The 24352-nt window shown below is 69.7% G+C and carries 18 protein-coding genes; 8 read left to right on the top strand and 10 right to left on the bottom strand.

The genetic code is table 11. The features are described from left to right. Positions 1–4: 4 nt before the first annotated feature. Positions 5–1099 carry a TIGR02391 family protein gene (locus tag LV457_RS01225; protein ID WP_232168538.1) on the bottom strand — a complete coding sequence of 365 codons (1095 nt, stop codon included), beginning with the start codon at positions 1097–1099 and terminating at the stop codon, positions 5–7. 710 nt (positions 1100–1809) lie between these two features. On the opposite strand from LV457_RS01225, the gene LV457_RS01220 reads away from it, so the two are divergent. Together LV457_RS01220 and LV457_RS01215 are read left to right on the top strand one after the other, a co-directional pair. After that, positions 1810–2361, top strand: a complete 552-nt coding sequence (locus tag LV457_RS01220) for a DUF1697 domain-containing protein (RefSeq protein ID WP_232168537.1) — start codon at positions 1810–1812, stop codon at positions 2359–2361. 271 nt (positions 2362–2632) lie between these two features. Next, complete coding sequence (locus LV457_RS01215; RefSeq protein ID WP_232168536.1) at positions 2633–2932, top strand: hypothetical protein; 300 nt, start codon at positions 2633–2635, stop codon at positions 2930–2932. 57 nt (positions 2933–2989) lie between these two features. Here LV457_RS01215 and LV457_RS01210 read toward each other — a convergent pair whose 3' ends face one another. Continuing rightward, positions 2990–4126: an FAD-dependent oxidoreductase gene (locus LV457_RS01210; protein WP_232168535.1), complete on the bottom strand. Its 1137-nt coding sequence runs from the start codon at positions 4124–4126 to the stop codon at positions 2990–2992. 102 nt (positions 4127–4228) lie between these two features. On the opposite strand from LV457_RS01210, the gene LV457_RS01205 reads away from it, so the two are divergent. Next, positions 4229–4768, top strand: coding sequence for a TetR family transcriptional regulator (locus LV457_RS01205; RefSeq protein ID WP_232168534.1), 540 nt, complete (start codon positions 4229–4231; stop codon positions 4766–4768). On the opposite strand, the gene LV457_RS01200 is transcribed toward LV457_RS01205, so the two are convergent. After that, the gene (locus tag LV457_RS01200) at positions 4753–5061 is read right to left on the bottom strand and encodes a YchJ family metal-binding protein (protein ID WP_308192152.1); all 309 of its coding nucleotides are present in this window, start codon (positions 5059–5061) and stop codon (positions 4753–4755) included. The two genes, LV457_RS01205 and LV457_RS01200, sit on opposite strands and share 16 nt — an antisense overlap. A gap of 52 nt (positions 5062–5113) precedes the next feature. On the opposite strand from LV457_RS01200, the gene LV457_RS01195 reads away from it, so the two are divergent. Further along, positions 5114–5674 (top strand): DUF4334 domain-containing protein, encoded by a 561-nt coding sequence (locus LV457_RS01195; RefSeq protein WP_232168533.1) that lies wholly within the window; start codon positions 5114–5116, stop codon positions 5672–5674. A gap of 27 nt (positions 5675–5701) precedes the next feature. Here the strand turns inward: LV457_RS01195 and LV457_RS01190 are convergent, their stop codons facing one another. The 3 genes from LV457_RS01190 to LV457_RS01180 form a co-directional block, all read right to left on the bottom strand. Then, a complete protein-coding gene (locus LV457_RS01190; RefSeq protein WP_232168532.1) occupies positions 5702–5956 on the bottom strand; it encodes a hypothetical protein in 255 nt (84 codons plus the stop codon). Positions 5957–6050: 94 nt separating this feature from the next. Continuing rightward, positions 6051–6683 carry a cutinase family protein gene (locus LV457_RS01185; RefSeq protein WP_232168530.1) on the bottom strand — a complete coding sequence of 211 codons (633 nt, stop codon included), beginning with the start codon at positions 6681–6683 and terminating at the stop codon, positions 6051–6053. Positions 6684–6759: 76 nt separating this feature from the next. Next, entirely contained in the window at positions 6760–7548 is a 789-nt protein-coding gene (locus LV457_RS01180) for a GDSL-type esterase/lipase family protein (RefSeq protein ID WP_232168529.1), read from the bottom strand. 98 nt (positions 7549–7646) lie between these two features. Here LV457_RS01180 and LV457_RS01175 point away from each other — a divergent pair, with 98 nt between their 5' ends. Next, positions 7647–9359, top strand: a complete 1713-nt coding sequence (locus tag LV457_RS01175; protein WP_232168528.1) for a CocE/NonD family hydrolase — start codon at positions 7647–7649, stop codon at positions 9357–9359. Positions 9360–9396: 37 nt separating this feature from the next. On the opposite strand, the gene LV457_RS01170 is transcribed toward LV457_RS01175, so the two are convergent. Then, positions 9397–15405, bottom strand: a complete 6009-nt coding sequence (locus LV457_RS01170) for an endo-1,3-alpha-glucanase family glycosylhydrolase (RefSeq protein WP_232168527.1) — start codon at positions 15403–15405, stop codon at positions 9397–9399. Between the two features lie 124 nt (positions 15406–15529). On the opposite strand from LV457_RS01170, the gene LV457_RS01165 reads away from it, so the two are divergent. Beyond that, positions 15530–15790: a hypothetical protein gene (locus tag LV457_RS01165; protein ID WP_232168526.1), complete on the top strand. Its 261-nt coding sequence runs from the start codon at positions 15530–15532 to the stop codon at positions 15788–15790. Between the two features lie 525 nt (positions 15791–16315). Here the strand turns inward: LV457_RS01165 and LV457_RS20150 are convergent. Next, a complete protein-coding gene (locus LV457_RS20150) occupies positions 16316–18559 on the bottom strand; it encodes a glycoside hydrolase family 71 protein (protein WP_232168525.1) in 2244 nt (747 codons plus the stop codon). Positions 18560–19901: 1342 nt separating this feature from the next. On the opposite strand from LV457_RS20150, the gene LV457_RS01155 reads away from it, so the two are divergent. Beyond that, complete coding sequence (locus LV457_RS01155; protein WP_232168524.1) at positions 19902–21059, top strand: YncE family protein; 1158 nt, start codon at positions 19902–19904, stop codon at positions 21057–21059. Between the two features lie 6 nt (positions 21060–21065). On the opposite strand, the gene LV457_RS01150 is transcribed toward LV457_RS01155, so the two are convergent. Together LV457_RS01150 and LV457_RS01145 are read right to left on the bottom strand one after the other, a co-directional pair. Then, positions 21066–21773 (bottom strand): ZIP family metal transporter, encoded by a 708-nt coding sequence (locus LV457_RS01150; RefSeq protein WP_232168523.1) that lies wholly within the window; start codon positions 21771–21773, stop codon positions 21066–21068. Positions 21774–21796: 23 nt separating this feature from the next. Next, positions 21797–22498, bottom strand: a complete 702-nt coding sequence (locus LV457_RS01145) for an EthD domain-containing protein (protein ID WP_232169185.1) — start codon at positions 22496–22498, stop codon at positions 21797–21799. Between the two features lie 103 nt (positions 22499–22601). Here LV457_RS01145 and LV457_RS01140 point away from each other — a divergent pair, with 103 nt between their 5' ends. Further along, the gene (locus tag LV457_RS01140; RefSeq protein WP_232168522.1) at positions 22602–24239 is read left to right on the top strand and encodes a fatty acid--CoA ligase; all 1638 of its coding nucleotides are present in this window, start codon (positions 22602–22604) and stop codon (positions 24237–24239) included. Positions 24240–24352 lie beyond the last annotated feature (113 nt).

The raw sequence follows: 24352 nt of genomic DNA, 5'->3' as shown, positions 1-24352 counted from the left end.
TGCGTCATAGGGAATAGGGCGAATCAACCGAATGGTTATCGCCCCACACGCCCACCGTCCTGAATCCTTCCACCCACTCGTCGTAGTAGTGCAGCACACTTTCCAGATTGCGGACGCCATCGCGGAGGTCTGCAGACGGCGTCTTCAGTGCCTTGCTCAGCTTCGCTACACCCGCGAAGTTTGAACTCATGGTCTTGGCGGCGTCAACGGCCCCGATACTCGCCTCACGCGCCCGTCGTACTTGTCCAGCCAATAATGAATACTGCGCCTGCTCGTCGGCCGACATGCTCGCGAAGGGATGCAACTCCGTGAACGCACCGAGCCCGCTATCGAGCTGCACAACCTGGCCAACATATTCCGCTGCTAGTTTGCGAAACCTCCCGGCTGGCGGCTTGAGTTCTTCGGCAAATTTTCGGACAACGCGTAGGCGCGCAGCCATGCTCGGATTGTTTCTGCCGGCTTTGATTTGCGGCGTGTATTCGTGCGAAACGGCGGAGAACTTCACGAGACAAACGGCCATTTGTTCCACCGTCGCCTGGATTTCTGGCAGGGCCTCTTCCATGGCGACTATGCGATCCAAAGTGCCGGGGTCGTCGTCATTGCCGTCCTCGTACCAATCACCGCTTGTGTATGCCTCGGCAGGTTGAAGAGCCAGCTGCTCCTCTGCGCGGTCCAAGGCACGCATCAAAAGACTTGCGAGCATCAGCATTTCTGCGGCCTCGTCATCGGCAGTATTCAAATTCCCACCGTGGCCGCGCGGATTTCGGATACCCAATGCAGCTCCCATGAACAGGAACATGTAGCCCTCCCGCTCGTCCGCCTTCTGATACGTGTCGGCCTTAGGCGATGCGATATCAAGCTTTGGAGAATTCTTATTTAGCGCGAAAGCTATGAGGCGTTTGCCAATGTCAGAACTGTCGCTTAGATGCTTCACACGATCTTCCACGGCCTTGAACGCGTTGAATACCGCGTCGTCGTAGTGACCGTTCGCGAACAAGCTTCTGCTCGCCGCGTTCACGAGCCGGTGAAGGCGCGGCAGCGCCACATACGCCGCCTGATCTGTACCTAGTGTTGTCGCACTCGGACCGTTCGTCGCCATATCGTCTTCCGCTTCGATAGCACACCCGTTCGCAGAAAGTGTAGCGCCGCCCACCGACAACGCCGTCTTGGTTTTGGACTTTCCGCGCCGGCCTGACCGTAGCTAAGACCTCCGGATCAAGATCGTCACGGCGACCTGGGCGACTCGCGGGCGAATCGGGGCCGAACCGGACCCTTACTTAGAATGCCGAAAAAGAGAGCGTTGTCTGATTTCAGAGGTGATCTCTCAGCGAAGCGTTTCCCGAGGTCGCCGAACGCGGCGCGCTACCTTACAATTCGCCAGTGTCGGTTCGAGTCCGACTGGGGGCACCGACCAAGCGGTTCTGCTGACGGCGCTAGACGATTTCTCGCGACGATGCTGACGGCGCAACCGAAGGCGACAACCGATGCTCCTAGCAGAAGGTCGCGGTTCGGTGGTTCGTCGAGAAGGCTGAAGCCAAGCAGGCAAATGGCGAACGCCACAACGCCCCCAACCCCTCGCCCGTCGTACCTGCAACTGACCGCCGGAATGCTCGTTGCGGTTCCGCCGCACGATGAGCGACGCGATAATCCCCGCAAAGCCGACGATAACGAGTCCGATCCCGATAGCGGTCACGTCACTCCTGTCGGGCCAAACTCCGGCGGCACGCCAGCCTGGAGTACTCACCACGCAGAGTCGCTGGTCGCACGTAAACGCGGTGCGGTGGCAACGGTCCGAAGTACCGTCCGACCATGGGAACGACGCGCTTCGTCGCGCTGCTGCGCGGCATCAACGTCGGCGGCCGCAACAAGGTCGTGATGGCCGATCTACGCGACGCGTTCGAGTCGCACGGGTACACGTCGGTCAGCACATACATCCAGTCGGGCAACGTGCTGTTCTCGTCGGACGCGCCGCGCCCCGCGCTGGAGGACGACATCGAAGCCGTTCTCGAAGCCCGCTTCGGTATCCCGCTCGTCGTGGTCGTCCGCTCGCACGACGAGCTCCGCGCCGTCGTCGACGACGCACCCGCCGGTTTCGGCACCGCACCGGACACCTACCACTCGGATGTCGTTTTTCTGAAGGCGCCACTCACCGCGGAGCAGGCGCTGGCGGCCGTCGAGCTCCGCGACGGGGTCGACCAGGCGTGGGCTGGTCGCGGGGTCGTGTACTTCGCCCGGCTCAGCGCGCGCCGCACGCAGAGCAAGATGGGCAAGATCGTCGGCACGCCGGAGTACAAGCTGATGACCATCCGCAGTTGGACGACGACGACGAAGCTGCTGGCGCTCCTGGACCAGGGTCGGTGAAGAGGGCGCCGGAGTACGGTGTCGACGGCCGCGGTCTGAGGAGCTCGGATCCGCTTTGATGACGGTTGGCCCGCGGGCCGCGTAGCACTCACGACGGTTCGCAACCGATTTTTTCCTGCCACGAAGCGTTCAATTTCTGCCACCGGGATGAATGGCGGCGACCTGCCGGTTCAACAGGTCAGACCGATCAGTAAGCGGTCCAAGCAGAACCAGTCGCCACCGCGTGATGTGCTCCACGGCTCGACGACGAGAAGAGGAAGCGGGAAGTGTCATGAGGAAGTTCGGGTTTGCCACTGTCGTTGCCAGCGGACTGGCGGCCGCCGTGATCGGGTTGGCCGCGCCGGCGGTGGCGGCGCCCGCGGGTGCGGGCTCGGCCCAGGAGACGATCAGCGAGCTGCAGGCCGACGGCTACCAGGTGTACGTCGAGAATCCCAACGGTGTGCCGTTGGATCAGGCGTCGGTCGCCTCGGTGCGCGCGGGCCACGACGTGGTGGAGTCGGTGTGGGATTCGGTCCACGAGCGCCGCGTGCAGCGAGTCGTCGCCAAGTCGGTGTACGTCGTCGTCAAGTAGCACCCACACACGACCAAGGGGCATCCCGGAAATCGGGGTGCCCCTTCGTCGTTCAGGTCAGCGGTACACCAGGCCCGAGAGGCGCCAGGTCAGGGTGCGCCGGACCCGCGGCGAATGCCCGGCGACCCCGATCAGCAGGTTGCGAACCGGCCGCGCCGCCGCCGGCAGCGTGGCCAGCCGCGTCAGCCGGTCGGTCAGCGACACCACCTGCTGCGCGACGGGACGCCGTGCGGCGCTGTAGATGTCGAGCAGCGTCTCGTCGCCGCCGAGGGCGGCGGCGAGTGCCTCCGCGAGGACGACGGCGTCCTGGATGCCGAGGTTCATGCCCTGCCCGCCCGCCGGGCTGTGCACGTGCGCAGCGTCGCCGGCCAGCAGCAGCCGCCCCGCGCGATAGGTGTCGGCGACGCGGTGGTGAATGCGGAACCGGGAGCTCCACACGACCTCGGTGACGACCAGCCGCCCGGCGCCGAGGCCGCGTTCATCGAGCAGGGCCTGCACGAACCCGGCCGATACCTGCTCCGGGGCGTCCGGCACCGGCGCGACCACGCGGTGCACCCCGTCGGGCAACGGCGCCAGCACCGTGAGCCCCGCCCTGGCCCAGAACAGGATCACTTCGTCGGCGGGCGCATCGCCGGTCAGTCGAACGTCGGCGAGCACGAACGATTCGGCGTACGCGCCGCCGCCGAATCCGATGCCGGCCTGGTCGCGGACCCGGCTGTGCATGCCGTCGGCCCCGACGACGTAGCGCGCCCGCAGCCGGTCGCCGTCGTCGAATGTCGCCGTCGCACCCGCTGCGTCCTGCGCCACCGTGCGGACCGTCCGCGGCCGCGACAAGCCGCCGCCGAGCTCCACGAGGCGCTCGTGCAGCAACGCTTCGGTGACCGACTGCGGAATGCCCAAGGTGTAGGGGAACGAGGTGGGCAGCACACTGAAGTCCAGTGTCATCAGTGTCCGGCGGTGGTCGCGGATCGAGAAGCGCGGCAACGGCCGGCCCTGCGTGACTAGTCGCCGGGACACGTCGAGGTCGTCGAGAACCTCCAGCGTGCGCGCGTTGATCGCCGCCGCCCGGGAGGTGTTGGCGCCGGCCGTCTGCTGGTCGACGACGACGACCGCCCGGCCGCGAGCAGCGAGCGCCGCCGCCACGGTGAGGCCGGTCGGGCCGGCTCCCACCACGAGCACATCGGTGTCGTACATGGCGCCTCCTCGGCTGCTCAGCTATGCCAACAACTGTTGGCATCGTCCAGCTTGCCCGGCGAGCCACGCGAAGTCAACAGGCGTTGGCCTACGGTTGTTGGCATGAGGCGATCGTCGGAGCAGACCAAGTCGGACATCCTGCGGGCGGCGCGCGACCGCTTCGCCGCAGCCGGCTATGACGCGGCAACCATCAGGGCGATCGCCGCCGACGCCCGCATCGATCCGTCGATGGTGATGCGTTACTTCGGCAGCAAGGAGCAGCTGTTCGCCGCGGCCGCGGAGTTCGACCTCCAGCTTCCCGACGTGGCCGGTGTAGGCGCCGACGACCTCGGCGCGGCCATGGTGGGCCACTTCTTCGCCCAATGGGAGGACGACGAGGCGCTGGTGGTCCTGTTGCGGTCGAGCACCACCAACCCCGCGGTGGCGCAGCGCATGCAGGAGATCTTTGCCCAGCAGCTGCTGCCGGCGGTCGCCGGCGCAGCGCCCGGCGAGCCCGAACGCCGCGCAGGTCTGATCGCTACGCAGATCCTCGGCCTCGCGCTGTGCCGCTACGTCCTCGAACTCCCGCCGGTCGTCGCGATGAGCCGCGACGAAATCGTGTCGTGGATCGGGCCGACGGTGCAGCGCTATCTGACCGGCTGACTGGGCTGTCGCACCCTGGTAGCACCGGTCGCGTCCCCGACCTGGCCGGCGGCGACGTCGACGATCTGCAGGCCCATCCACTCCACACCGGCGTCGGGTAGCAACCGGTCCGGCCTCGTGCGGGGGTGCCACGTCCGCCACACATGGTCGAGGTCGCCGACGGCGTATGCGCCGTACCGCGAGCGCATCAATTCCTCCGCGGTCGCGGCCTGGCGCTCGCCCGCATGCAGCGGCCGGCAGCAGCGGCCGAACGACTGACCACTGCCGCAGGGGCATGAGGCGTCGACGGGCATTCCGAAATTGTGCCTGTCGACCCATTTGACACCCGTCAAGTACCGTGGTGCCGTGTCGCTCACCGATGTGTTTCCGACGGTCCCCCGAACCGCGGACGAGGCGCTGGCGGTCTTCGATGCTGCCCCGGCGGTGTCGGCCGACGAGATGATCGGAACCTGGCACGGCGCCGAACTGCCGACCGGCCACCCGCTGGACGGGATCCTGGCGGCCAGCGGGTGGTGGGGCAAACAGTTCGTCGACGCCGAAACCGTTCACCCGCTGCTGTTCCCGAGCCGCGGCGGAACGTCGCTGTGGGCGGTCGACCCCATCCGGGTGTTCGGCGGCATGGGGGTCGCCACGCGGGTGCCGCAGCTGAAGCGCCTTCGGCTGCGCGGCGCCATCAACGCCGTCCGGCCGGTGCTGCGCACCCGGGCACCGAAAGGGCGGCTGCGCACCACCCGCTATCGCGGCGTGGACACGGCGACCATGATCTACGACCAGCTGCCGATCAACGACGTGTTCCGCCGCATCGACGGCGACCGCGTCCTCGGCGCAATGGATCTCCGCGGATCGACGCGGCCGTACTTCTTCGTGCTGGAGCGCGACGATTCGCTGACCGCCGCCGGCAGCTGACGGCGCGAACCCGTCCCGCTACGGCGTTCAGGCCCCCGCGGGCACCGGATACCGGTCGTTGATGTCGGCGTTGCTCGCCTTGCGCGCGCAGTGGGCGCAGCAGTAGATCGCGTTCTCGTCCTCGACGCCGTGGCCCAGGATGCGAACGCCGCAGTGCGCGCACTCGGGCGCGATGGCGACGGCCGCGCACTCGATGCTGTCGAACGTCGCTGACTTGTCGTCGCCCCACGTGACCGTGAAGGCTTTGTCGTAGTCGTTGCCGCAGGTGTCGCAGATAGCCATGCCGTCTCCTCGGTCGTCGTTGTCCGTCGCGTACCCCCGTCGACCGCGTCGATAACCCGCCGACACCCGGGAGCCGGCCGGCGCCGACAGCCCCCTAGATGCGGGCGGCGACGAAGTCCGCCGCCTGATCGACCGCCCCGTAGTCGGCGTAGAGGCTGTGAGCGATCGAGAAACCGAGCCCGCCGGGAGTGCAGATCGGATCCAGCGGGATGCACACGTCGATGGTGCGGCCCCCAAAGGCGGGACTCGCCGTGGTGATGGGGCCCGCGCCCATGCTGATGGACGGATTGCCGAACACCGCGATCGCGGCGACCTTGTCGGCGGACTGCGGCGGCAGCGGCGTGAGCGGCAGGTCGAGCACCGGCACGCCGGTGACCAGATCGACCACGCCGGCGCCCTGGGAGTAGCCCCCGAGCACTTGCCGGGTGCCGGGGCAGCGCGCCGCCACGGAATTCACGCGGGCGGACATGTCGGCGGCCCCGGCCGGCGGCGAGCCCTTGATGTCGCCGCTCGCCGGATACCTCACGGCGTACACGTCGACCGACCTGCCGCCGAGCCGGCCCCGCAGCGCGTCGACGAACTTCTGGCCCGTGGGCCCGAGGCCGGGCTCCTCGAAGCTGCCACGAGCGAAGATCACCTCGACGTCCGAACACGGTGCCGCCGAGGCGGTCCCGTGGGACCACCCCGGCGTCAGCAGCCCGAGGGCGACGAGAAGAACAGCGGACACTCCACGCGCGATGCGACCGAAGCTCATAACTCGATGGTGACACACCGGCGCCGTCCCCAGCCAAGGCCGGCGCAGGCTAGCGCCGGAGGAACTCCTCGACCAGGGTGGCGACCTGCCGCGCCGCCCGCTCATTCAGGTGGATGTTGTCGGTGAGCACCGCGAACCCCCGTCGGTCGGAGATCCGATCGAAGCTGCGGCGCAGGAAGCGGTGGGCGAGTGCGGCGGTGAGCATCGGGTGCGACTGTCCGGTGAATCGGGGCGGCTTGTGGCCGGGCGGGATGGCGGCCACGAGCCGCTCGTAGAGCGGAAGGACCTCGACCCCGGCGGTCTCACCGATGGCGCGGAGCGCGGCGTTGTGTTCCTTGACGTGCCGGTTGTACGCGCTGCCCAGATCCTCGCCGATGGGCGGGATCTCGATGAGCGCGATGCGTGCGGACGTCTCCTGCTGCAGCCGCCGCACGATCTCGGACACGTTCTCGCGGAACCACTCGAGACTCGGCGTGCGGGGCAGGTTCTGGCGCTTGACGTAACGGTCGCGCCAGGCGCTGTTGATGTGCGCGGCCGCATCGTTGGTGCCGATGAGGATGACGACGACGTCGGGACGGCACGCGATGACGGCGTCCAATCGCGCGAGCAGATTGTAGGAGAGCTCACCGCCCACGCCCGCATTGACGAATTCATATTTGCCCGGCGGCAGGTCGTCGCGGACCATGGCGATGAAGTCGCCGCTGACCTTGCCGTAGGCGACGCTGTCACCGGCGACCACCACCACCTCGGCGTCACCCGGACGTCGGCCCGCTGCCACGAACGTCTCCGGAGTCACCAGCCGACTCGGCGCGCCGGCGCGCCCGTCACCACGTGCCATGTCCCCCCTCACGGAATCGGACCGATCTTACGCAGAACCTGCGCCGCTGCACCGCAATTCGGGCTATTCGCGCGGGTGATCGCCTCTACGCTGGGGCGATGAGCGCGTCTACCGATGAGGTCGGCGAACCACGTGCCGGCGCGCTGGCGAGGCGCGCCGCCGACCGGGCGCTGCGCCGGCTGCTGCGGCTGCCGCCCATCACCCACCGCTACGCGGTACGCCGCGGTGTGCGGATCCCGATGCGCGACGGCGTCGAGTTGCTGGCGGATCGCTACGTCCCCGATGTGGCCGGGCCGGCGGACTGCATCCTGCTGCGGGCGCCCTACGGCCGCGGATACCCGTTGCCGCTGTTCTTCGGGCAGGTCTTCGCGGCCCGCGGCTATCACGTCGTGGTGCAGAGCGTGCGCGGCACGTACGGCAGCGGCGGCGTGTTCGAACCGGCGGTCAACGAGGCGGCGGACGGCCAGGACACCGTCGCCTGGCTTCGCGACCAGCCGTGGTTCTCCGGACGCCTCGCGACCATCGGCATGTCCTATCTGGGGCTCACGCAGTGGGCGCTGCTGCAGGACCCGCCGGCCGAGCTGAAGGCCGCCGTCGTCCTCACCGGCCCACACGACTACAGCGCCGCGTGGGCCACCGGCACCTTCGCCGTCGACGACTTCCTTGGGTGGAGCAACGGGGTCGCCAACCACAACCAGGGCGATCCGCTCGTCCGCCGCCTTCGCGGGCTGGTGCCGCGCCGTGGCCACGCCGAGGAGCCGCCCGCCGGCCCGCCGCTGCCGCTGCGCGCATCGGGCCGCGCCGTGCTCGGTACCGGCGCGCAATGGTACGAGTCGTGGCTCGACCACTCCAACCGGGACGACCCCTATTGGGACGCACAGCGTTTCGGCGACGCGATGGACCGGGCCGACGTGCCGATCCTGTTGATCAACGGCTGGCAGGACGTCTTCCTCGACCAGACGCTGCAGCAGTACGCGCGGCTGGCCGACCGCGGTGTGGCGGTCGGGTTGACCATCGGACCCTGGACCCACGCGAGGATGCTGCGCATGGGAGCCAAGACGTTCCTCCCCGAGGCGCTGCAGTGGTTCGGCACCCATCTCGATGCCCGCAGCGCGGTGCCGCCGCGCCGGGATCCGGTGCGGCTCTTCGTCACCGGCCACGGCTGGGTGGGAACCTCGCACTGGCCACCCGCCATGCCCAGCCGCGTGCTGTATCTGCAGCCCGATCGCCGGCTGGCCGACGAGCCGCCGCCGGCGGACGCACCGCCGTCGTCGTTCACCTACGACCCCGGCGATCCGACGCCCACGGTCGGCGGCCGGCTGCTGTCGCCGGCGGGCGGCCAGCTCGACGACACCGCGCTGGCGAATCGCCACGACGTGCTCACGTTCACCGGTGCGCCGCTCACCGAGGACCTCTACGTGATCGGTTCTCCGCGTGTCGAATTGGTGCACTCGGCCGACAACCCGCACGTCGACGTCCTGGTCCGGGTGAGCAGCGTGGCCGCCGACGGCCGCTCGACCAACATCAGCGACGGCTACCGCCGGCTCGCGTCGCGTCCCGCCGGCCACATCGGGCACGTCACCGTCGAACTCGACGCGATCGCGCACCGGTTCAGCGCCGGCACCCGGCTCCGGGTGCTGATCGCCGGCGGCTCGTATCCGAGGTTCGCGCCGAATCCCGGTACCGGAGAGCCACTTTCGACCGCCGACCGGCTGGTCCCCGCGACCCACCGCATCCACCACGGCAGCGGCGGGGCGTGCCGGCTGGTGCTGCCCGCCGACCACCGCTTACCGCAGGCCCTCCGGCCCTGAGCGGGCCGCCCGGTTCAGGACGGCCCGCTCCGGGTGGTCAGCGCAGTCCGCCCGAGATGTTGTACTGCAGATCCTGCACGGTCGGGGTGGCGGTCACCGTGTAGGGCGAGTTCACCAGGGTGGTGGTCGTGCCGTTGCGCACCAGCGCCACGGTGACGTCGCCGACCTGCAGCGGGAAGGTGCAGGTGCTGCGACCGCTGCCCACCGAGCACGACGAGGTGACACCGCCGATGGTGGCGACCACCGTCGAGGGCTCGGTGGCGAAGACGACGACCTCCACGATGTCGACCGCCGCCGGCGTGCCGGGCCGGATGCTCATCTCGAGCGTCTCCGGATAGCTGGGATCGGCCGCCGCGGGCTGGCTGCGGTGGACGACGTACACCGCGTCGCGCACGACCGTCGGGTTGACGTCGTACTTGTACTTCGCGATCCAGTACGCCTGCATGTCCAGCATGTCGTAGCCGTGCTCCACCGACGGCGCCATGTTGGTCATCTCGGCGTAGTCGTTCCAGGTGAGCAGCATGGCCCACTCCGCGTCCTGGTTGATCGCCAGCGTCCAGGCGTTGGTGTTGGTCACCGAGGCCTGCGACTCCTCGTAGATCCCTTCGCGGGGCCGGTTGTCCTGGAAGGAGATCGGCTGCATCCACACCTTGCCCAGGGCGTGCGCCTCGTTGGCGTGGTCGACCTGCGTGCCGGGACCGGTCGCGTTGGGATCGGTGTACGCCGGGTTCCGGCCACCCCAGTCACTGAACCCGTAGCTGAAGGGCGCGAACGAGTCGATGTAGTTGGTGGCGTTGAGGAACGTCGGGACGAAGGCGACGTCGAGCCCGTAGGTGTCCCGCATGATGCCCAGCGTGTTGCTCCACCACGTCGCCGACTCGCGTTCGGCGAGGAACGCCCCGAGCACCGCCCGGCCGTCGCTGAGCCGCTGTGAACCGGGGGAGGCGAGGTAGGACGCCATCGCCGCCGCGAAATCGGCCTCCGTCATACCGCCCAGCGGACCCGACATGTCGGCCGTGATCTGGATCTGGAACCCGGGCGTGTTCTGTGCTGCCCGAAGCAGATTCCGGATCACCGTGTCCTGCGCGGCGGGCAGCACGATGTCCACCGCGAAGCCGTCGATACCGACGCTCCTGGCCTGGCCGACCTCGGTGAGGATGTCGACGTACCGCCAGTCCTCGCCGGTCACCGGATCCCGCGGCAGCGGCCGGTCCCGCAGCAGGCCGCCGTACGCCGCGTGCGCGCCGTTCTCGCCGTTCACCGACAGGTACTGCAGCGTGTAGTAGTCCTGGTTGGCCGGCAGGTTGTCGAACGACAGCGGGAACCACGGAACGTAGTGTGCGAACACCAGTTTGTCGGTCTGGCCCACCGGCATGTCGAAGGACAGGTACGGCGTCGACGTGGTGGCGCCGGCCGCCAGGATCGGAACGGTGACCGTCACGTAGGTGCCGGCCGATGCGTCGGCCACCCGGACCACGAAGGTGTCGGTGTCGGCTCCCGGGGTCTGCGCCGCCTGCTGGCGGGCGGCCGCCGTGGGCGTGTAGGTGTACACGCCGGTGGCTCCGTTGATGGCCAGCGTCCCGCCCGTCGGCGACGTGATCACCGTGTAGGACAACGCATCCCCGTCGGGGTCGGTGACGTTGAACGATCCGGTGACCGCGCCGGTGGTGGTGTTGGGTGCCCCCACGATCGGCGGCCCGTTCACGACGGGCGCGGTGTTGGCCGGCGTGCCCACGATCAGCCGGCGCAGGCTCGCGTCGGCGAAATCGGTGACGTAGACGGTGCGGCCATCGGCGCTCATGGCAATGGTGTGATACCCCGCCTCGGGCGCGCTGTCGATCTGCGTCGTGGTGATGACGGTGTTGGTGCGAGTTTCGATCACCGCGATCCGGTCGTCGCCGTTCGCGACGAGGACCGAACTGCCGTCCGGGCTCACCGTGACGCCCCACGGCGTCGCGCCGACGTTGGCCACCGTCCCCACCACCGTGTTGGTGGCGGTGTTGATCACCGACACGCTGTTGCTGCCGGCGTTGGTGACGTACGCGCGCGTGCCGTCGGGGCTGATGGCCACCCCGTAGGGATTGGCGCCCACCACGATCTCGGAGCCGACCACGGTGTTGGTGGCGGTGTCGATCACCGACACCGTGCCGCCGTTGAAGTTGGCGACGTAGACCCGGCTGCCGTTCGGCGTCACCGCCAGGCCACCGGGGGTGACGCCGACGGTGACGTTGGTGACCACGGTGTTGGTGGCGGTGTTGATCACCGCCACGGTGTTGTCGCCGGTTTGGCTGACGTACACCCGCGAGCCGTTGGGGCTCGCCGCGATGCCGTAGGACTGGCCGCCGCTCAGCGGAACCGTGGCGACGACGGCGTTGGTGGCGGTGTTGATCACCGACACGCCGCCGCCGCCCGACACGTAGACGCGGGTGCCGTCGGCGCTGGCCGCGACGCCCATCGGCGAGCCGGTGACGTTGATGGTCGCGATGACCGCGTTGGTGGCGGTGTTGACCACCGACACGGTGTTCGACGCCTGGTTCGCGACGTACGCCCGGCTGCCGGTGACCGCCACACCGAACGGGTTGGTGCCCACCGCGGTCGGCGCCTGGTTGGTCAGCTGCGCCGGGAGCACCGGCACGTTGACCGTCACCGTCATCGACGCGGTGCCGTCACTGACCCCAACGGTGAAGCTGTCGAAATCTGCCGCCGCCGTGTCGGCCGCCCGCACCCGCGCCGCGGTGGTCGGCGTGAAGGTGTAGTTGCCGTTGGTCACGCTGACCGTGCCGCCGGTGGGTGCCGTGGTCACCGTGTAGGTGAGCGGGTTGCCGTCGGGGTCGGTGACGTTGAGCGTGCCGGTGACGGCGCCGGTGGTGGCGTTCGGCGTGCCGACGGTGGGCGGCGCCGTGGCGACCGGCGCCTGATTGCCGGCGAGCGGCGAGATCGGCACGGTGACGGCGACGTTGAGCGACGCCTGGCCGTCGCTGACGGTGACCGTGAAGGTGTCGGTATCCGTACCCGGGGTTTGGGCGGCTTGCTGCCGCGCCGCGGCGGTGGGGGTGTAGGTGTAGTTGCCGTTGGCGACGGTCACGCTGCCACCGGCGGGGGCGCCGGTCACCGTGTAGGTGAGCGGGTTGCCGTCGGGGTCGGTGACGTTGAGCGTGCCGGTGACGACGCCGGTGGTCGCGTTGGGGGTGCCGACGGTGGGCGCGGCCGACGCCACGGGTGCGCGGTTGGCGGGCAGCACCGGCACGGTGACCGAGACGTTGACCGACGCCTGGCCGTCGCTGACGGTGACGGTGAAGGTGTCGGCGTCGGGTCCCGGTGTCTGCGCCGCGTTCTGGCGGGCGGTCGCCGACGGCGTGTAGGTGTAGTTGCCGCTGATGACGGTGACCGTGCCGCCCGACGGTTGGCCGCTGACGGCGTAGGTGAGCGGGTTGCCGTCGGGATCGGTGACGTTCAGCGAGCCGGTGACGACGCCGGTGGTCGCGTTGGGCGTGCCGACCGTGGGCGCGGCCGACGCCACGGGTGCGCGGTTGGCGGGCAGCACCGGCACGGTGACCGAGACGTTGACCGACGCCTGGCCGTCGCTGACGGTGACGGTGAAGGTGTCGGCGTCGGCTCCCGGGGTCTGCGCCGCGTTCTGGCGGGCGGTCGCCGACGGCGTGTAGGTGTAGTTGCCGCCGGCGACGCTCACCGTCCCGCCCGAGGGCGGACCGCTGACGGTGTAGGTGAGCGGATTGCCGTCGGGATCGGTGACGTTCAGCGAGCCGGTGACGACGCCGGTGGTCGCGTTGGGCGTGCCGACCGTGGGCGGGGCGGTCGCCGTGGGTGGCCGGTTGACGGTGAGCGGCGAGATCGGCACCGTCACGGTGACGTTGACCGAGGCCTGGCCGTCGCTGGCGGTGACCGTGAAGCTGTCGGTGTCGACGCCCGGTGTCTGCGCCGCGTTCTGGCGGGCGGTCGTCGTCGGCGTGTAGGTGTAGGTGCCGTTGCTCACCGTCACGCCTCCGCCGGTGGGGCTGCCCGTGACGGTGTAGGACAGCGAGTCCCCGTCGGGGTCGGTGACGCCCAGCGAGCCGGTGACCGCGCCCGTGGTGGCGTTCGGCGTCCCGACGGTGGGCGCGCCACCGGCCACCGGGGCCGTGTTGCCCCGCACCAGCGTCACGGTGCGCACCGCGCGGTCGGCGAAGTCGGTCACGTAGATGGTGCGCCCGTCGGGTCCCAGCGCGATGGTGTGGTAGTTGGACTCCGGTGCGCTGTCGATCTGCAGGGTGGTGACGATGGTGTTGGTACGGCTGTCGAGCACGGCGACCCGGTCGTCGGAGTTGCCGACGTAGACGGTGCTGCCGTCACCGCTGATCGCCAGCCCCCAAGGCGTCAACCCCACGTTGGCGACCGTTGCCACCACGGCGCTGGTGGCGGTGTTGATCACCGACACGCTGTTGCTGCCGGCGTTGGTGACGTAGACGCGGGTGCCGTCGGGGGTGACGGCGACACCGTAGGGGTTGGCGCCGACGGCGATCGCGGAGCCGACCACGGTGTTCGTGGCGGTGTTGATCACCGAGACGGTGTTGGCGTTGAAGTTGGCGACGTAGACCCGGGTGCCGTCGGGACTGACGGCCAGGCCGCCCGGGGTGGCGCCGACGGTGATGTTGGCGACCACCGCGTTGGTGGCGGTGTTGATGACGACGACGCGGTTGTTGCCGGTCTGGGTGACGTAGACGCGGGTTCCGCTGGGGTTGACCGCGATCCCGTAGGACTGGCCGCCACCGGTGGTGATGTTGCTGACGACGGTGTTGGTGGCGGTGTTGATCACCGACACGGTGTTGTTGCCGGCGACGTACACCCGGGAGCCGTCGGCGCTGGCCGCGACGCCCATCGGCGACGAGCCGACGTTGATGGTCGCCACGACGGCGTTGGTCGAGGTGTTGATGACCGAGACGCTGTCATTGCCCTGGTTCGCGACGTAGGCCCGGCTGCCGGCGACCGCCACGCCGAACGGGTTGGTGCCCACGGTGGTCGACGACTGATTGGTCAGCTGCGCCGGCAGCACCGGCACGCTGACGGTGACCGCGGTCGACGCGGTGCCGTCGCTCACGCTCACGGTGAAGCTGTCGGGATCGGCCGACGGGGTCGCGGCCGCCCGCAGCCGGGCCGCCGTCGTCGGTGTGTAGGTGAAGGTGCCCGCCGAGTTGACGGCGACGGTGCCCGCTTGCGGCGCGGTGCTCACCGTGTAGGTCAACGGACTGCCGTCGGGATCCTTCACATTCAACGACCCCGACACCACGCCGGTGGTCGCGTTCGGCGTGCCCACTGACGGCGGAGCGGTGGCCGTCGGCGCGGCGTTCGCCACCGCGGCCGTGGTCACCGCGGCCGCCGCGAAGGTGGTCGGCGCCGAGGTGGTTGCTGCCAGGGCTGACCTCGAGACGGTCGACGTCGACCCAGCGGTCAGCGAGGCCGACGTCGCCTCGGCGGTCAGCGAGGCCGACGTCGAGACCGTCGAACTCGCGGGCGCGACGACCTGGTTCGAGCCGAACTGCCGGCGCGTCCATGCCAGCAGCGCCCACAGGGCCGGCGACGCGGCGGGCGCATCCGGTGTCCCGTTGAGCAACGGGTTGAGCACGCTGCCCACGACGTTGTTGACCACGGCGGAGATCGTTGCGAGCGGCAGGGACGCCTCGGCGTTGATGCCGGTGCGCGAAACCTGCTGTGCGACGGTGGTGCTCCGACCGGTGGCCGGAATCGTCTCCACCACCGACGGGGCGTCGACGGCCACGGTGCCGTTACTGGCAGCGACCGCCGATGTCGGCGCGGCAGCCGGTCGTTCGATCTTGTCGGCGTTGGCGTTGGTGGGGGCGGCGGCGGCGGCGGTGGCGTCCGGTCGGTTGCCGACGCCCCGGGCGTTCGAATGCCGGTCTGCTGTCGCGGTCCGCTGGTTGGTGTCGCGGCCGGTGGACGTCGCCGGCGGCGTGCCGGTGCTGCTCGGGGCGCCGGACGTGACGGATCCGGGGTTGCCTCCGGCCGCGTTCGCGTCCCCGGCGATCACCACGGGTGTCGGGCGATCGACGGGCTTGGGCGTCGCGGATTCGTGCTCGTGCTGCTCGGCTGCCTTCTCGAGCGCGGTGCCGTAGTGCTCGTCCGCCGTCTGCTGCGCATCGGTCTTCGTCGCCGCGGTGGTGCCCGCGGCGGTGGCGGTCTGGCCGGACGTGTCCGCCGCCGCTGCCGTTGATGACGTCGTTGATGACGTGCCCGACGCGGTGGCGGAACTCGACGGGGATTTCTCGGCCGATTCCTTGGCCGCCCCCGCAGCGGACGATGCGCCCGCCGACGAAGCGCCCGCCGCCGACCCGCCCGCCACCGAGGCGGACTCAGCGGGTTTCGACGCCGACCCGGCCGTGGAAGCGGACGCGCCCGTCGTGTCGGCAAACGCTTGACCGGGGGTGGCGGCGACCGCGAAGCCAACCCCCAGAGCAACAGCCAGCGGGCCGACACGTCCGATGAAACTCGAAGTTCTCACGAGGTTCCTTTCTGGGGTCGTTCGGCGGAGGCAAAGCGAAACCGCAGGTGTATCCGCAGGCAGGACAACTGTTCACCCAGCCGGCGCGAGCGTGCTCCGGTCCTCGTGCAAGAACCGACCCACGCGTAAATAATGCACCAATTTGTTGCCCAGCGAAAACTTTTTGGGACGATTGCGGCGCGCGGATCGGAGCCCGTCAGCTAACGAATGATTGGTAACCTCATGATCGGTAAAGCTGGCAAATGCGGCAATTGCCGGGGCGGAGGCTGCGACGACGCGATTGCGCCCGATTTCGGAGCACTGGCTAAAGAACAGCAGGTCGGCTCGTCCGTCGTCGCCCAGCGCCGGCGCCGGACGCGCCCGTCGCCGTCAGCGGGCACATGGACCGGCATGGCGGGGCCGCAGACCCCCGCGAGGGTCTGCGGCTCAGCTCGCCGGCGGGTTAGCGGAGCCCGCCCGCCACGTGGTACTGCAGGTCCTGCACCTCGGGCGTCGCGGTCACCGAGTACGGCGACGTGACGGTCTGCACGAGTGCTCCGTCGCGTTCCAGGCCGACCACGATGTCGCCGAGTGCGAGGGGGAACGAGCAGACGCTGCGACCGGAACCGACCTGGCAGGAGGACACCTGGCCACCGGCATTCGCCCAGACCGTCGCCGGGTCGGTGGCGAAGACCACGACGTCGATCGTGTCGGTCGGCGCGGGAGTGCCGGGACGGAGCTGCATCGGCATCGATTCGACGTAACCGGACTCGGCAGCGGCGGGCTGGGAGCGATGCGAGACGTAGAGCGCGTCACGCACCACCGTTGGCGCCTCGCCGTACTTGAACTGCGAGATGTAGTAGGCCTGCAGGTCGAGCATCCGCCAACCGTGGTCCTCCGAGGGCGCCATCGCGGTCATCTCCGCGTAGTCGTTCCACGTGACCAGCTGGGCCCACTCCGCACCTTCGTTGATCGCGGCCTGCCATCCGTTGGTGTTGGTGACGGTGTTGCCGGATTCCTCGAAGACGCCCTCCCGCGGCCGGTTGTCCTGGAAGGCGATCGGCTGCATCCAGATCCGGCCGAGCTCGTGGGCGCGCCGCGCGAGGCCCGCGGACAGCAACGGGAAGTCGCTGGTGGGATCGGTCGTCTGCGGGTTGCGGCCGCCCCAGCTGCTGAAGCCGTAGCTGAAGGGCGCGAACGACTCCATGTTCGAATAGGCATCGAGGAACGTGGGCACGAACGCGACGTCGACGCCATAGGTGGTGCGCAGCGTCGTCAGGGCCGTGTTCCACCACGTCGGTGACAGGCGCTCGGCGTAGAACGCACCGAGGACGGGCCTTCCGTCGCCGAGTCGCTGTGAGCCGGGCGATTGCAGGTAGGGCGCGAACTCGTCCGCGAATTGCTCCGGTGTGTAGGAGGCGAGCGAACCGGACATGTCCGCGGTCGGCTGGATGGTGAAGTCCGTGGTCGCCGCCGCCGCCCGGTACAGCCGGTCGAGCGAGTCCGCTTGTGCGCCGGGCGACACGATGTCGACCGCGAAACCGTCGATGCCGACGCTCCTGGCCTGGTTGACCTCGGTGACGACGTCGACATACTGCCAGTTCGGATCGGCGATCGGCGCCCGAGCAAGCGGCCGGTCGCGCAGGTAGCCGCCGTAGGCGGCGTGGACCCCGCCCTCCCCCAACGGGTTCAGGTATTGGGTGGTGTAGTAGTCCTGCTCCGCCGGCAGGTTGTCGAGGGAGATCGGCAGCCACGGCACGTAGTGCGCGTAGACCTTCTGTTCGGTCGGGACACCGAGCGGCATGTCGAACGGAAGGTAGGGGGTCGACTCGGCGCTGGCGGCCATGGCCGCCATGTCGGCGCTCGGGGGACCCTCGGCAGTGGCCGCGGTGAGTGACGCGGTGGACATGGTCAGCGCGGCGGGCTGGTCAGCGATGAGCGCTGTCGGTTCCACCGCACCGACCGGCGGGGTCTCTTCGAGCGGGGCGATCGCTTCCGGCGCGGTGTCGGCGACCGCTTCGGTCGCGAGGGCATCGGCGGGCGGCGTCAGCGACACCTGCTCGGTCGACGGTGACTCGGACTGCCGGCGGACCCAGGCGAGCGTGGCCCATGCGAGCGGCGATTGCACCGGATCGCCACCGTCGGGATTGGTGTTGACGGCCAGGAAGTCGAGGGCACCGGCGAGCACGCGGACCGGTTCGACGATGGCTGGCGGGAGCGCCGCCTGGGCGGGTGCAACCGCGTCGGAGGGCAGTACCGGAGTCGGGTCGGTGATGCTGGCGGAGATGCCGGTGTCGGCCGGCGCTGCGACCGGACTGCCGGTCGCCGGCGTGGTCGGTCGTGTCGGTTCGTCGGCCGCGACGAGACGTGTCGGGTCGTCGAAAACCCGCCGTTCTGCGGACGTGTCACCGGCGTCCGCGGGTGCGACGCGGACGTGGGTGCCCGCACGATCGGGCGATGCGGGGCGAGGCGACCGGTCGGGACGGTTGTCAACCGGCTCGACGGGGGTGGCGCCTTTCGATGCGCGGTTCGACGGCGCCGTGAGCGGTGGGGCGGTGCTGCTCGGGGCGGTGGCAGTCGGGGCGGTGGCGGTTTGACTGGCGGTCGCAGAAGTGCTGAGGTCTGCCGCTGCGGCGGTGTCGTCGGTGTCGGCGGCCGGCTCGGTGTCGTCGTCCGAGGCGTCGATCCGCGACGGCCGGACCGCCACCTTCCCTGTCGGGCCTGCGGTGCCGGCCCGCTGTGCCGAGGAGGCAGCCGCGGTGGCGGAACCGTTATTCGACGACGACGACGATGAAGTCGCGGCGCCCGTGCCCGACGAACCGCCGGATGCGGCGCCCGTGCCCGACGGACCCGTGCCCGACGAACCCGGGGACGACGCGCCCGGGGACGATGAACCGGGAGACGACGAGGCGCCGGTGGCGTCGTTGTGCGCCGGGTCGGCCGACGCCACACCAGGCGTCGCGGCGACAGCGATCCACACGGCGACGGCCGGTACTGCCGAACGCACAATCTTGGTGGTCAATTCCACGGCGGACCGCCCCCTTCGACTCCCGCGGCAGCCACGCGCTCTCCGCGTCGCCGCGCTCGTGAAACGTCTTCGGGTCCGGTTGCCAGCGGATTGTTGGTGTTTCGCGTCACACCGCTACAGCTACCCCGCTGCGTTCCGCAGGAAACAGCAACAACAACGGATCTACGTTTGCCGACGTCGTATGCGTTGCTTCGGGCCTGACCGGTAAACCCCACCGAGAACGGGAGCGGATAGGTTCTGAACTGGCCCGATAGCCACGGATGGCCCGCTAATCGTCACGCTGGTCCGCTGTCTCTGGGCGGAGTTCGGAGTCCGCAACGTTTGCTCAGGCGACGCGGCAGTACCGAAATTGCAGCAAACCGGCGGCGCCTCGGCTAATCACAGAGTTACTGACTGAAGCGTACAAGTGTTCGCTGTGCGGGCGATCGCCGAGCGCGCCGCGGTAGGCGCGCAGCGCCCCCTCGAAACAGGCCGGCCGACAGACCCCCGACGACAAACCGCCGGTGCATGAAGCACCGGCGGTCGAAGGACGATGGCGGAGTGCGCCTCTCGGCGAGTGGTCGCTCGAAGCGACTGTTCTCAAGTTGCGGCCCGGGGCAGCTGCCGCCACCGTCGCTCCGTCCAACCGTCGACGGGGCCGTTTCATTCCCGTCCGGTGACCACCGTCAACCGATTACGCAACGGCGCAAACGTCGATGGCGCCATGTGATGCTTGCCATAATCCTTGAACCGGACATTAAGAGAATGAAGAGGAAAGCACGCGCGGGCACGCGCCCCGGCCGCCGGCCACGCCGAAGGAGCTGGTCAACCGGCCCTTCGCGCTGTCGTCGCCGCCGGGCGCGCGCACCGGTACCTAAAAATTCGCTGTGCTTTTCTGCACGCGTCGACAATCGAGCTGCGCTTTTCGTAAACCGCCGTCGGGGGTAGCTCTACACTCGTTGGTAATGAGCCGCATTCGCGGCGCGCAATTCGATGCAAGCGAGCCGGGTGAGCTGCTGCCCCGGGAAGGATGTCGACGACGATGGCGAAGATGACGCAGGCGATGGAGAGCAACGGCACGGGCGGACTCGCGTTGGCCGAACCGACGACCGCCCAGCAGCCGCCGACCCCACCGGTGGCATCGGTGCCCGTATCGCAGCCCGTCACGCCGCGGATCCGCCGCATCTACGAGCAGCGTCCGCAGGCGTTCGGGCGCCGGACGCCAGACCCCGCCGAGGCGCCGGCGTTCTCATTGCTGGCGGAGGTCGCGGTGGGACACGGTCCGATCGGCGGCATCGCGGTCGACTCCGACAGCCGGGTGGTCGTGGCCAACAGTGCTTACGCCAGCGTGTCCGTCGTCGACCCCGCCACCGCGGCCGTGGACGCCACCTTGACCGGAATGGTCGAGCCCTACGCGCTGGCGGCGGACCGCGGGCGGGCGTTCGTCGGCGCGGTCTCGGCGGCCTACGACGCGGTGGCCGTCATGGACACCGTCACCGGTGACCTGACCACCGCCCACCCCGTCGCGCTGTCCGTGCGTGCCATCGCGGTAAGCCCCGACGGCAAGCGGCTCTTCCTCGGCCGCAGCGGTGCGCAGGGTTCCGACGTCGCGGTGATGGACGCCGCCACCGGCACGCTCTCGGCGGTCTCGCTGCCCCCGGCGGTGCTGACCGTCGACCATCTGGCGCTCGGCCCCGAGGGCCGCCTGCTGTACGTGGCGGTGAGCCATCCGCTGGGCGGCGACCTCGTGGTGATCGACACCACCACGCTGCAGGTCGTGGGCGGCATGCGCATGGATGTCCTCCGCGGACTGTCGGTCTCGGCCGACGGCCGCACGATCTTCGCCGCCACCTATGACGCGGTGCACGGCGGCTCGCTGATGCGGATCGACGCCGCCGGCCTGGCCGTGCGCAGCGTGTCGGTGCTCGCCGGGCCGGTCACCGAGGTCACCATGTCCCGCGACGGCCGTCGCGGCTATGTCGTCAGCGACCAGGTCGTCGCGGTCGTGTGCACCACCACCGGCGAGCGCCTGGCCACCCTCGAGGTGTCCGGCACACCGTCCTGCGTCATCGAGAGCCGCGACGGGAACCAGCTCTTCGTCGCCGACTACGACGGCGGGCTGAGCATCTTCGCCGTGGCCTCGGCGGCCGCGCGGACCCGTGCCGACGTGGTCGATGCCGACGCCACCGCGTCGGTCTGACGCCGGTCAGGCGGTCAGCGACAGGAACGCCGCCACGGTGAAGCCGAGGACCGCCGCCAGCCCCGTCGCCCGGCCGCCCTTCTCGCGCGCCTCGGGCACCATCTCTCCGACGAGCATCACCAACAATGCGCCCGCGGCGAACCCGTCGATGCCCCCGCGCAGCTGCTGCCCGGCGAAGTGCTGACATGCGTACCCGGCCACAGTCGCGAGCGTGCACAGCGCGGTCACCGCGCACCAGCCGGCGACGATGCGACGAGGCGTGTGCCCGGCGCCGCGCATGTCCGCCGCGGAGCCGATGCCCTCGGGCAGGTTCGAGACGAAGATCGCGATCAGCAGCGCAACGCTGACGCCTTGACCGGAGGCGATGCCGATGCCCAGCACCGCCTGTTCGGGGATGCCGTCGAGCAGCGCGCCCAGTTCCAGCGGCAGGCCCGCCGCCGCGGACGGGGAGCGACCGCCCACCCGGTCGACCGCCAAGTCGGCCAACCAGAAGCTGACCGCCCCGACGGCGATACCGATGGCGACCGGTCCCGGGCCGCCGACGTCGAAGCCCTCGGCCGCGAGCTCGAAGGAGATGCTCGCCACCAGCGCGCCGGCGCCGAACCCGAGTACCAGGCCGACCGGGCGGGGGTTCCAGCTGCGCAGCACGCCGGCCACCGCACCCAGCAGCAGCGAGGACGCAGCGACGAAACCCCAGAGCAGTGCGGCCGGCACGCCGGGGGAGATAGCCGCTGCGCTCAGGACGCAAACGGCGAGCGCAGCAGGTAACGGCTCGTCGGGATGGTGTCGATGTTGTCGTTCGCGCCGAAGCGGGCCGTGCTCGCCACCATCCGCTCGAGGCGGCGGCTCAGGTCGGCGTCGTCGGCGGCGCCGAAGAACGCGTGCAGATCGGAGACGGCCTGGTGAGGGAACAGTTCTTCGACGATCCCGTCGATCGGCGGCGCGTCCGCGGTGAGCGGCCGCACCACGGCATTCTGGGTGTAGCCGAAGGTCGCCTGCGTCTCGATGGCCACCGGCGTGTGGTCGAGGTGCCACCGCGCGCGCCATGTCTGGTCGTCGAGGTCGACGGGCCGGCGCAGCAGCGCGATGTTGGCCAGGCCGTCGGTGCGGGTCCCGGCGTCGGTGGCCGGCGGGGGCAGCGGCGCGGACTCGGTGACGAGATAGCCGTCGACGGCCCGCGCGACGGACCGCAGCACCTCGACCGCCCCGGCCACCTGCGGGCCGTAGTGCTGCTGCGTCCAGATGCCGATGACGGCCTGCACCGGCGGGTCGAGCGTGGTCATCGCGATCACGGCGTCCCGCACCGCGCCGTCGCGCACGTTGACGGCGAGGCCGGCGACCCCCAGCGCCAGGATGTCGGCAGCCACCGTCGTGCGCACCGCGTCGCACCACGCGTCGTCTCGGGGGGTGTCCCGCACCAGCAGGATGACCTTCTCCACGTCGTCGTCCTTCACGTCATGTGCCGCCGATTATCGGCGCCGACTTCGCGCGTCGGGTCAAGATGGACGACAACGCGACTCGAGGACGAAAGGGCGAATGCCGATGGACAGCACCATGCAGGATTTCCCGCTGACGGTGACCGCGATCCTGCGGCACGCGGTCGCGGTGCACGCCGAGCAGACCGTAACCACCGCCACCGACGACGGCTTCCGCGAGATCGACTACGCCACGCTGGGCCGCCGCGCCGCGCAGCTCGCGCACGGGCTGCGGAAGGTCGGCGTGACCGGTGACGAGCGCGTCGCGACCTTCATGTGGAACAACCAGGAGCACCTGGAGGCGTACTTCGCGGTGCCGGCGATGGGGGCGGTGCTGCACACGCTGAACATCCGGCTGCCCGCAAACCAGCTCACCTACATCGCCGAGCAGGCCGACGATCGGGTGGTGCTCGTCGACTCGTCCCTGGTGGGAGTGTTGGCGCCCGTGCTGCCGTCGCTGTCCACGATCGAGACGGTGGTGCTCGTCGGTCCCGGGGGCCCGGACGCCGTGGCGGCGCTCGCGGAGTCGGGGAAGACGGTGGTGCATTACGAGGACCTGCTGGCCGACGAGCCGGAGGAGTTCGACTGGCCCGAGCTCGACGAGCGCACGGCGGCCGCCATGTGCTACACCAGCGGCACGACGGGAAACCCGAAAGGCGTTGTCTACAGCCATCGTTCGACCTACCTGCATGCGATGGCGTCGTGTTCGGGCAACGGCACCACGGTGGTGGCGGGCGACCTGATGCTGCCGATCGTGCCGATGTTCCACGCGATGGCGTGGGGTCAGCCGTACGTCGCCCTGATGGCCGGGGCCAGCCTGCTGATGCCGGACCGCTTCCTGCAGGGGGACAAGCTGATCGACATGATCGAGGCGCGCCGGCCGACGCTGGCGGGCGCGGTCCCGACGATCTGGAACGACGTCCTGCAGCGGCTGGGCGCCGATCCGTCGCGGGACGTGTCGTCACTGCGGATGGTGCTGTGCGGTGGGTCGGCGGTGCCGCTGGCGATGATCCGCGAGTACCAGGAGACCTACGGCGTCCCCATCCGGCAGGGCTGGGGCATGACGGAGACGTCGCCGCTGGCGGCCGTCGCCTGGCCGCCGCCGCACGTCTCGGAGGACGAGCACTGGGTGATGCGCGCCAGCCAGGGCCGGCCGCTGTGCGGGGTCGAGGCCCGCATCGTCGACGACGCCGGCAAGGTACTGCCGAACGACGGAGAAGCGGTGGGGGAGTTGGAGGTTCGCGGGCCGTGGATCACCGCGTCGTACTACCACGCCGACGACCCGTCGAAGTTCTCCGACGGCTGGCTGCGCACCGGCGACGTCGGCCGCATCGACCGGCACGGCTTCATCACGCTGACCGACCGCGCCAAGGACGTCATCAAGTCCGGCGGCGAGTGGATCTCCTCGGTGGAACTGGAGCACCACATCATGGCCCATCCGGCGGTGTTGGAGGCCGCGGTGGTCGCGGTGCCCGACGCCCGGTGGGACGAGCGGCCGCTGGCGGCGGTGGTGCGCAAACCGGGTGAGGACGTCAGCGCCAAGGAGTTGCGGGAGTTCCTCGCCGACAGGGTGGTCCGCTGGTGGCTGCCCGAGCGGTGGACCTTCGTCGACGAGGTGCCGAAGACCACCGTGGGCAAATTCGACAAGAAGCTCATCCGCGCCCGCTACGCCGACGGCGCCTACGAGGTCGTCACCTGCCCCTGACGTCTGTTCTTCGACGCCGAAACCGACGAACGGGCGAGAAAGTGCGGGTGATTTCCGCCTTTTCGTCGGTCTCGGTGCGTAGGGCGGGAAGCATCCGGGCCGATCGGGTGTTT

It is taken from the genome of Mycobacterium sp. MYCO198283 (genome assembly GCF_021213805.1).
In the GTDB taxonomy this organism is placed as follows: Bacteria; Actinomycetota; Actinomycetes; order Mycobacteriales; family Mycobacteriaceae; genus Mycobacterium.
The sequence above is the reverse complement of the archived record's forward strand: the minus strand, read 5'-3'. Positions and strand labels throughout refer to the sequence as shown.

Bases quoted from the DNA above. Each gene is read 5' to 3' on its own strand.
- LV457_RS01225 (WP_232168538.1), bottom strand. From the start codon at position 1,099: ATGGCGACGAACGGTCCGAGTGCGACAACACTAGGTACAGATCAGGCG.
- LV457_RS01220 (WP_232168537.1), top strand. From the start codon at position 1,810: ATGGGAACGACGCGCTTCGTCGCGCTGCTGCGCGGCATCAACGTCGGC.
- LV457_RS01215 (WP_232168536.1), top strand. From the start codon at position 2,633: ATGAGGAAGTTCGGGTTTGCCACTGTCGTTGCCAGCGGACTGGCGGCC.
- LV457_RS01210 (WP_232168535.1), bottom strand. From the start codon at position 4,126: ATGTACGACACCGATGTGCTCGTGGTGGGAGCCGGCCCGACCGGCCTC.
- LV457_RS01205 (WP_232168534.1), top strand. From the start codon at position 4,229: ATGAGGCGATCGTCGGAGCAGACCAAGTCGGACATCCTGCGGGCGGCG.
- LV457_RS01200 (WP_308192152.1), bottom strand. From the start codon at position 5,061: ATGCCCGTCGACGCCTCATGCCCCTGCGGCAGTGGTCAGTCGTTCGGC.
- LV457_RS01190 (WP_232168532.1), bottom strand. From the start codon at position 5,956: ATGGCTATCTGCGACACCTGCGGCAACGACTACGACAAAGCCTTCACG.
- LV457_RS01180 (WP_232168529.1), bottom strand. From the start codon at position 7,548: ATGGCACGTGGTGACGGGCGCGCCGGCGCGCCGAGTCGGCTGGTGACT.
- LV457_RS01175 (WP_232168528.1), top strand. From the start codon at position 7,647: ATGAGCGCGTCTACCGATGAGGTCGGCGAACCACGTGCCGGCGCGCTG.
- LV457_RS01155 (WP_232168524.1), top strand. From the start codon at position 19,902: ATGGCGAAGATGACGCAGGCGATGGAGAGCAACGGCACGGGCGGACTC.
- LV457_RS01140 (WP_232168522.1), top strand. From the start codon at position 22,602: ATGGACAGCACCATGCAGGATTTCCCGCTGACGGTGACCGCGATCCTG.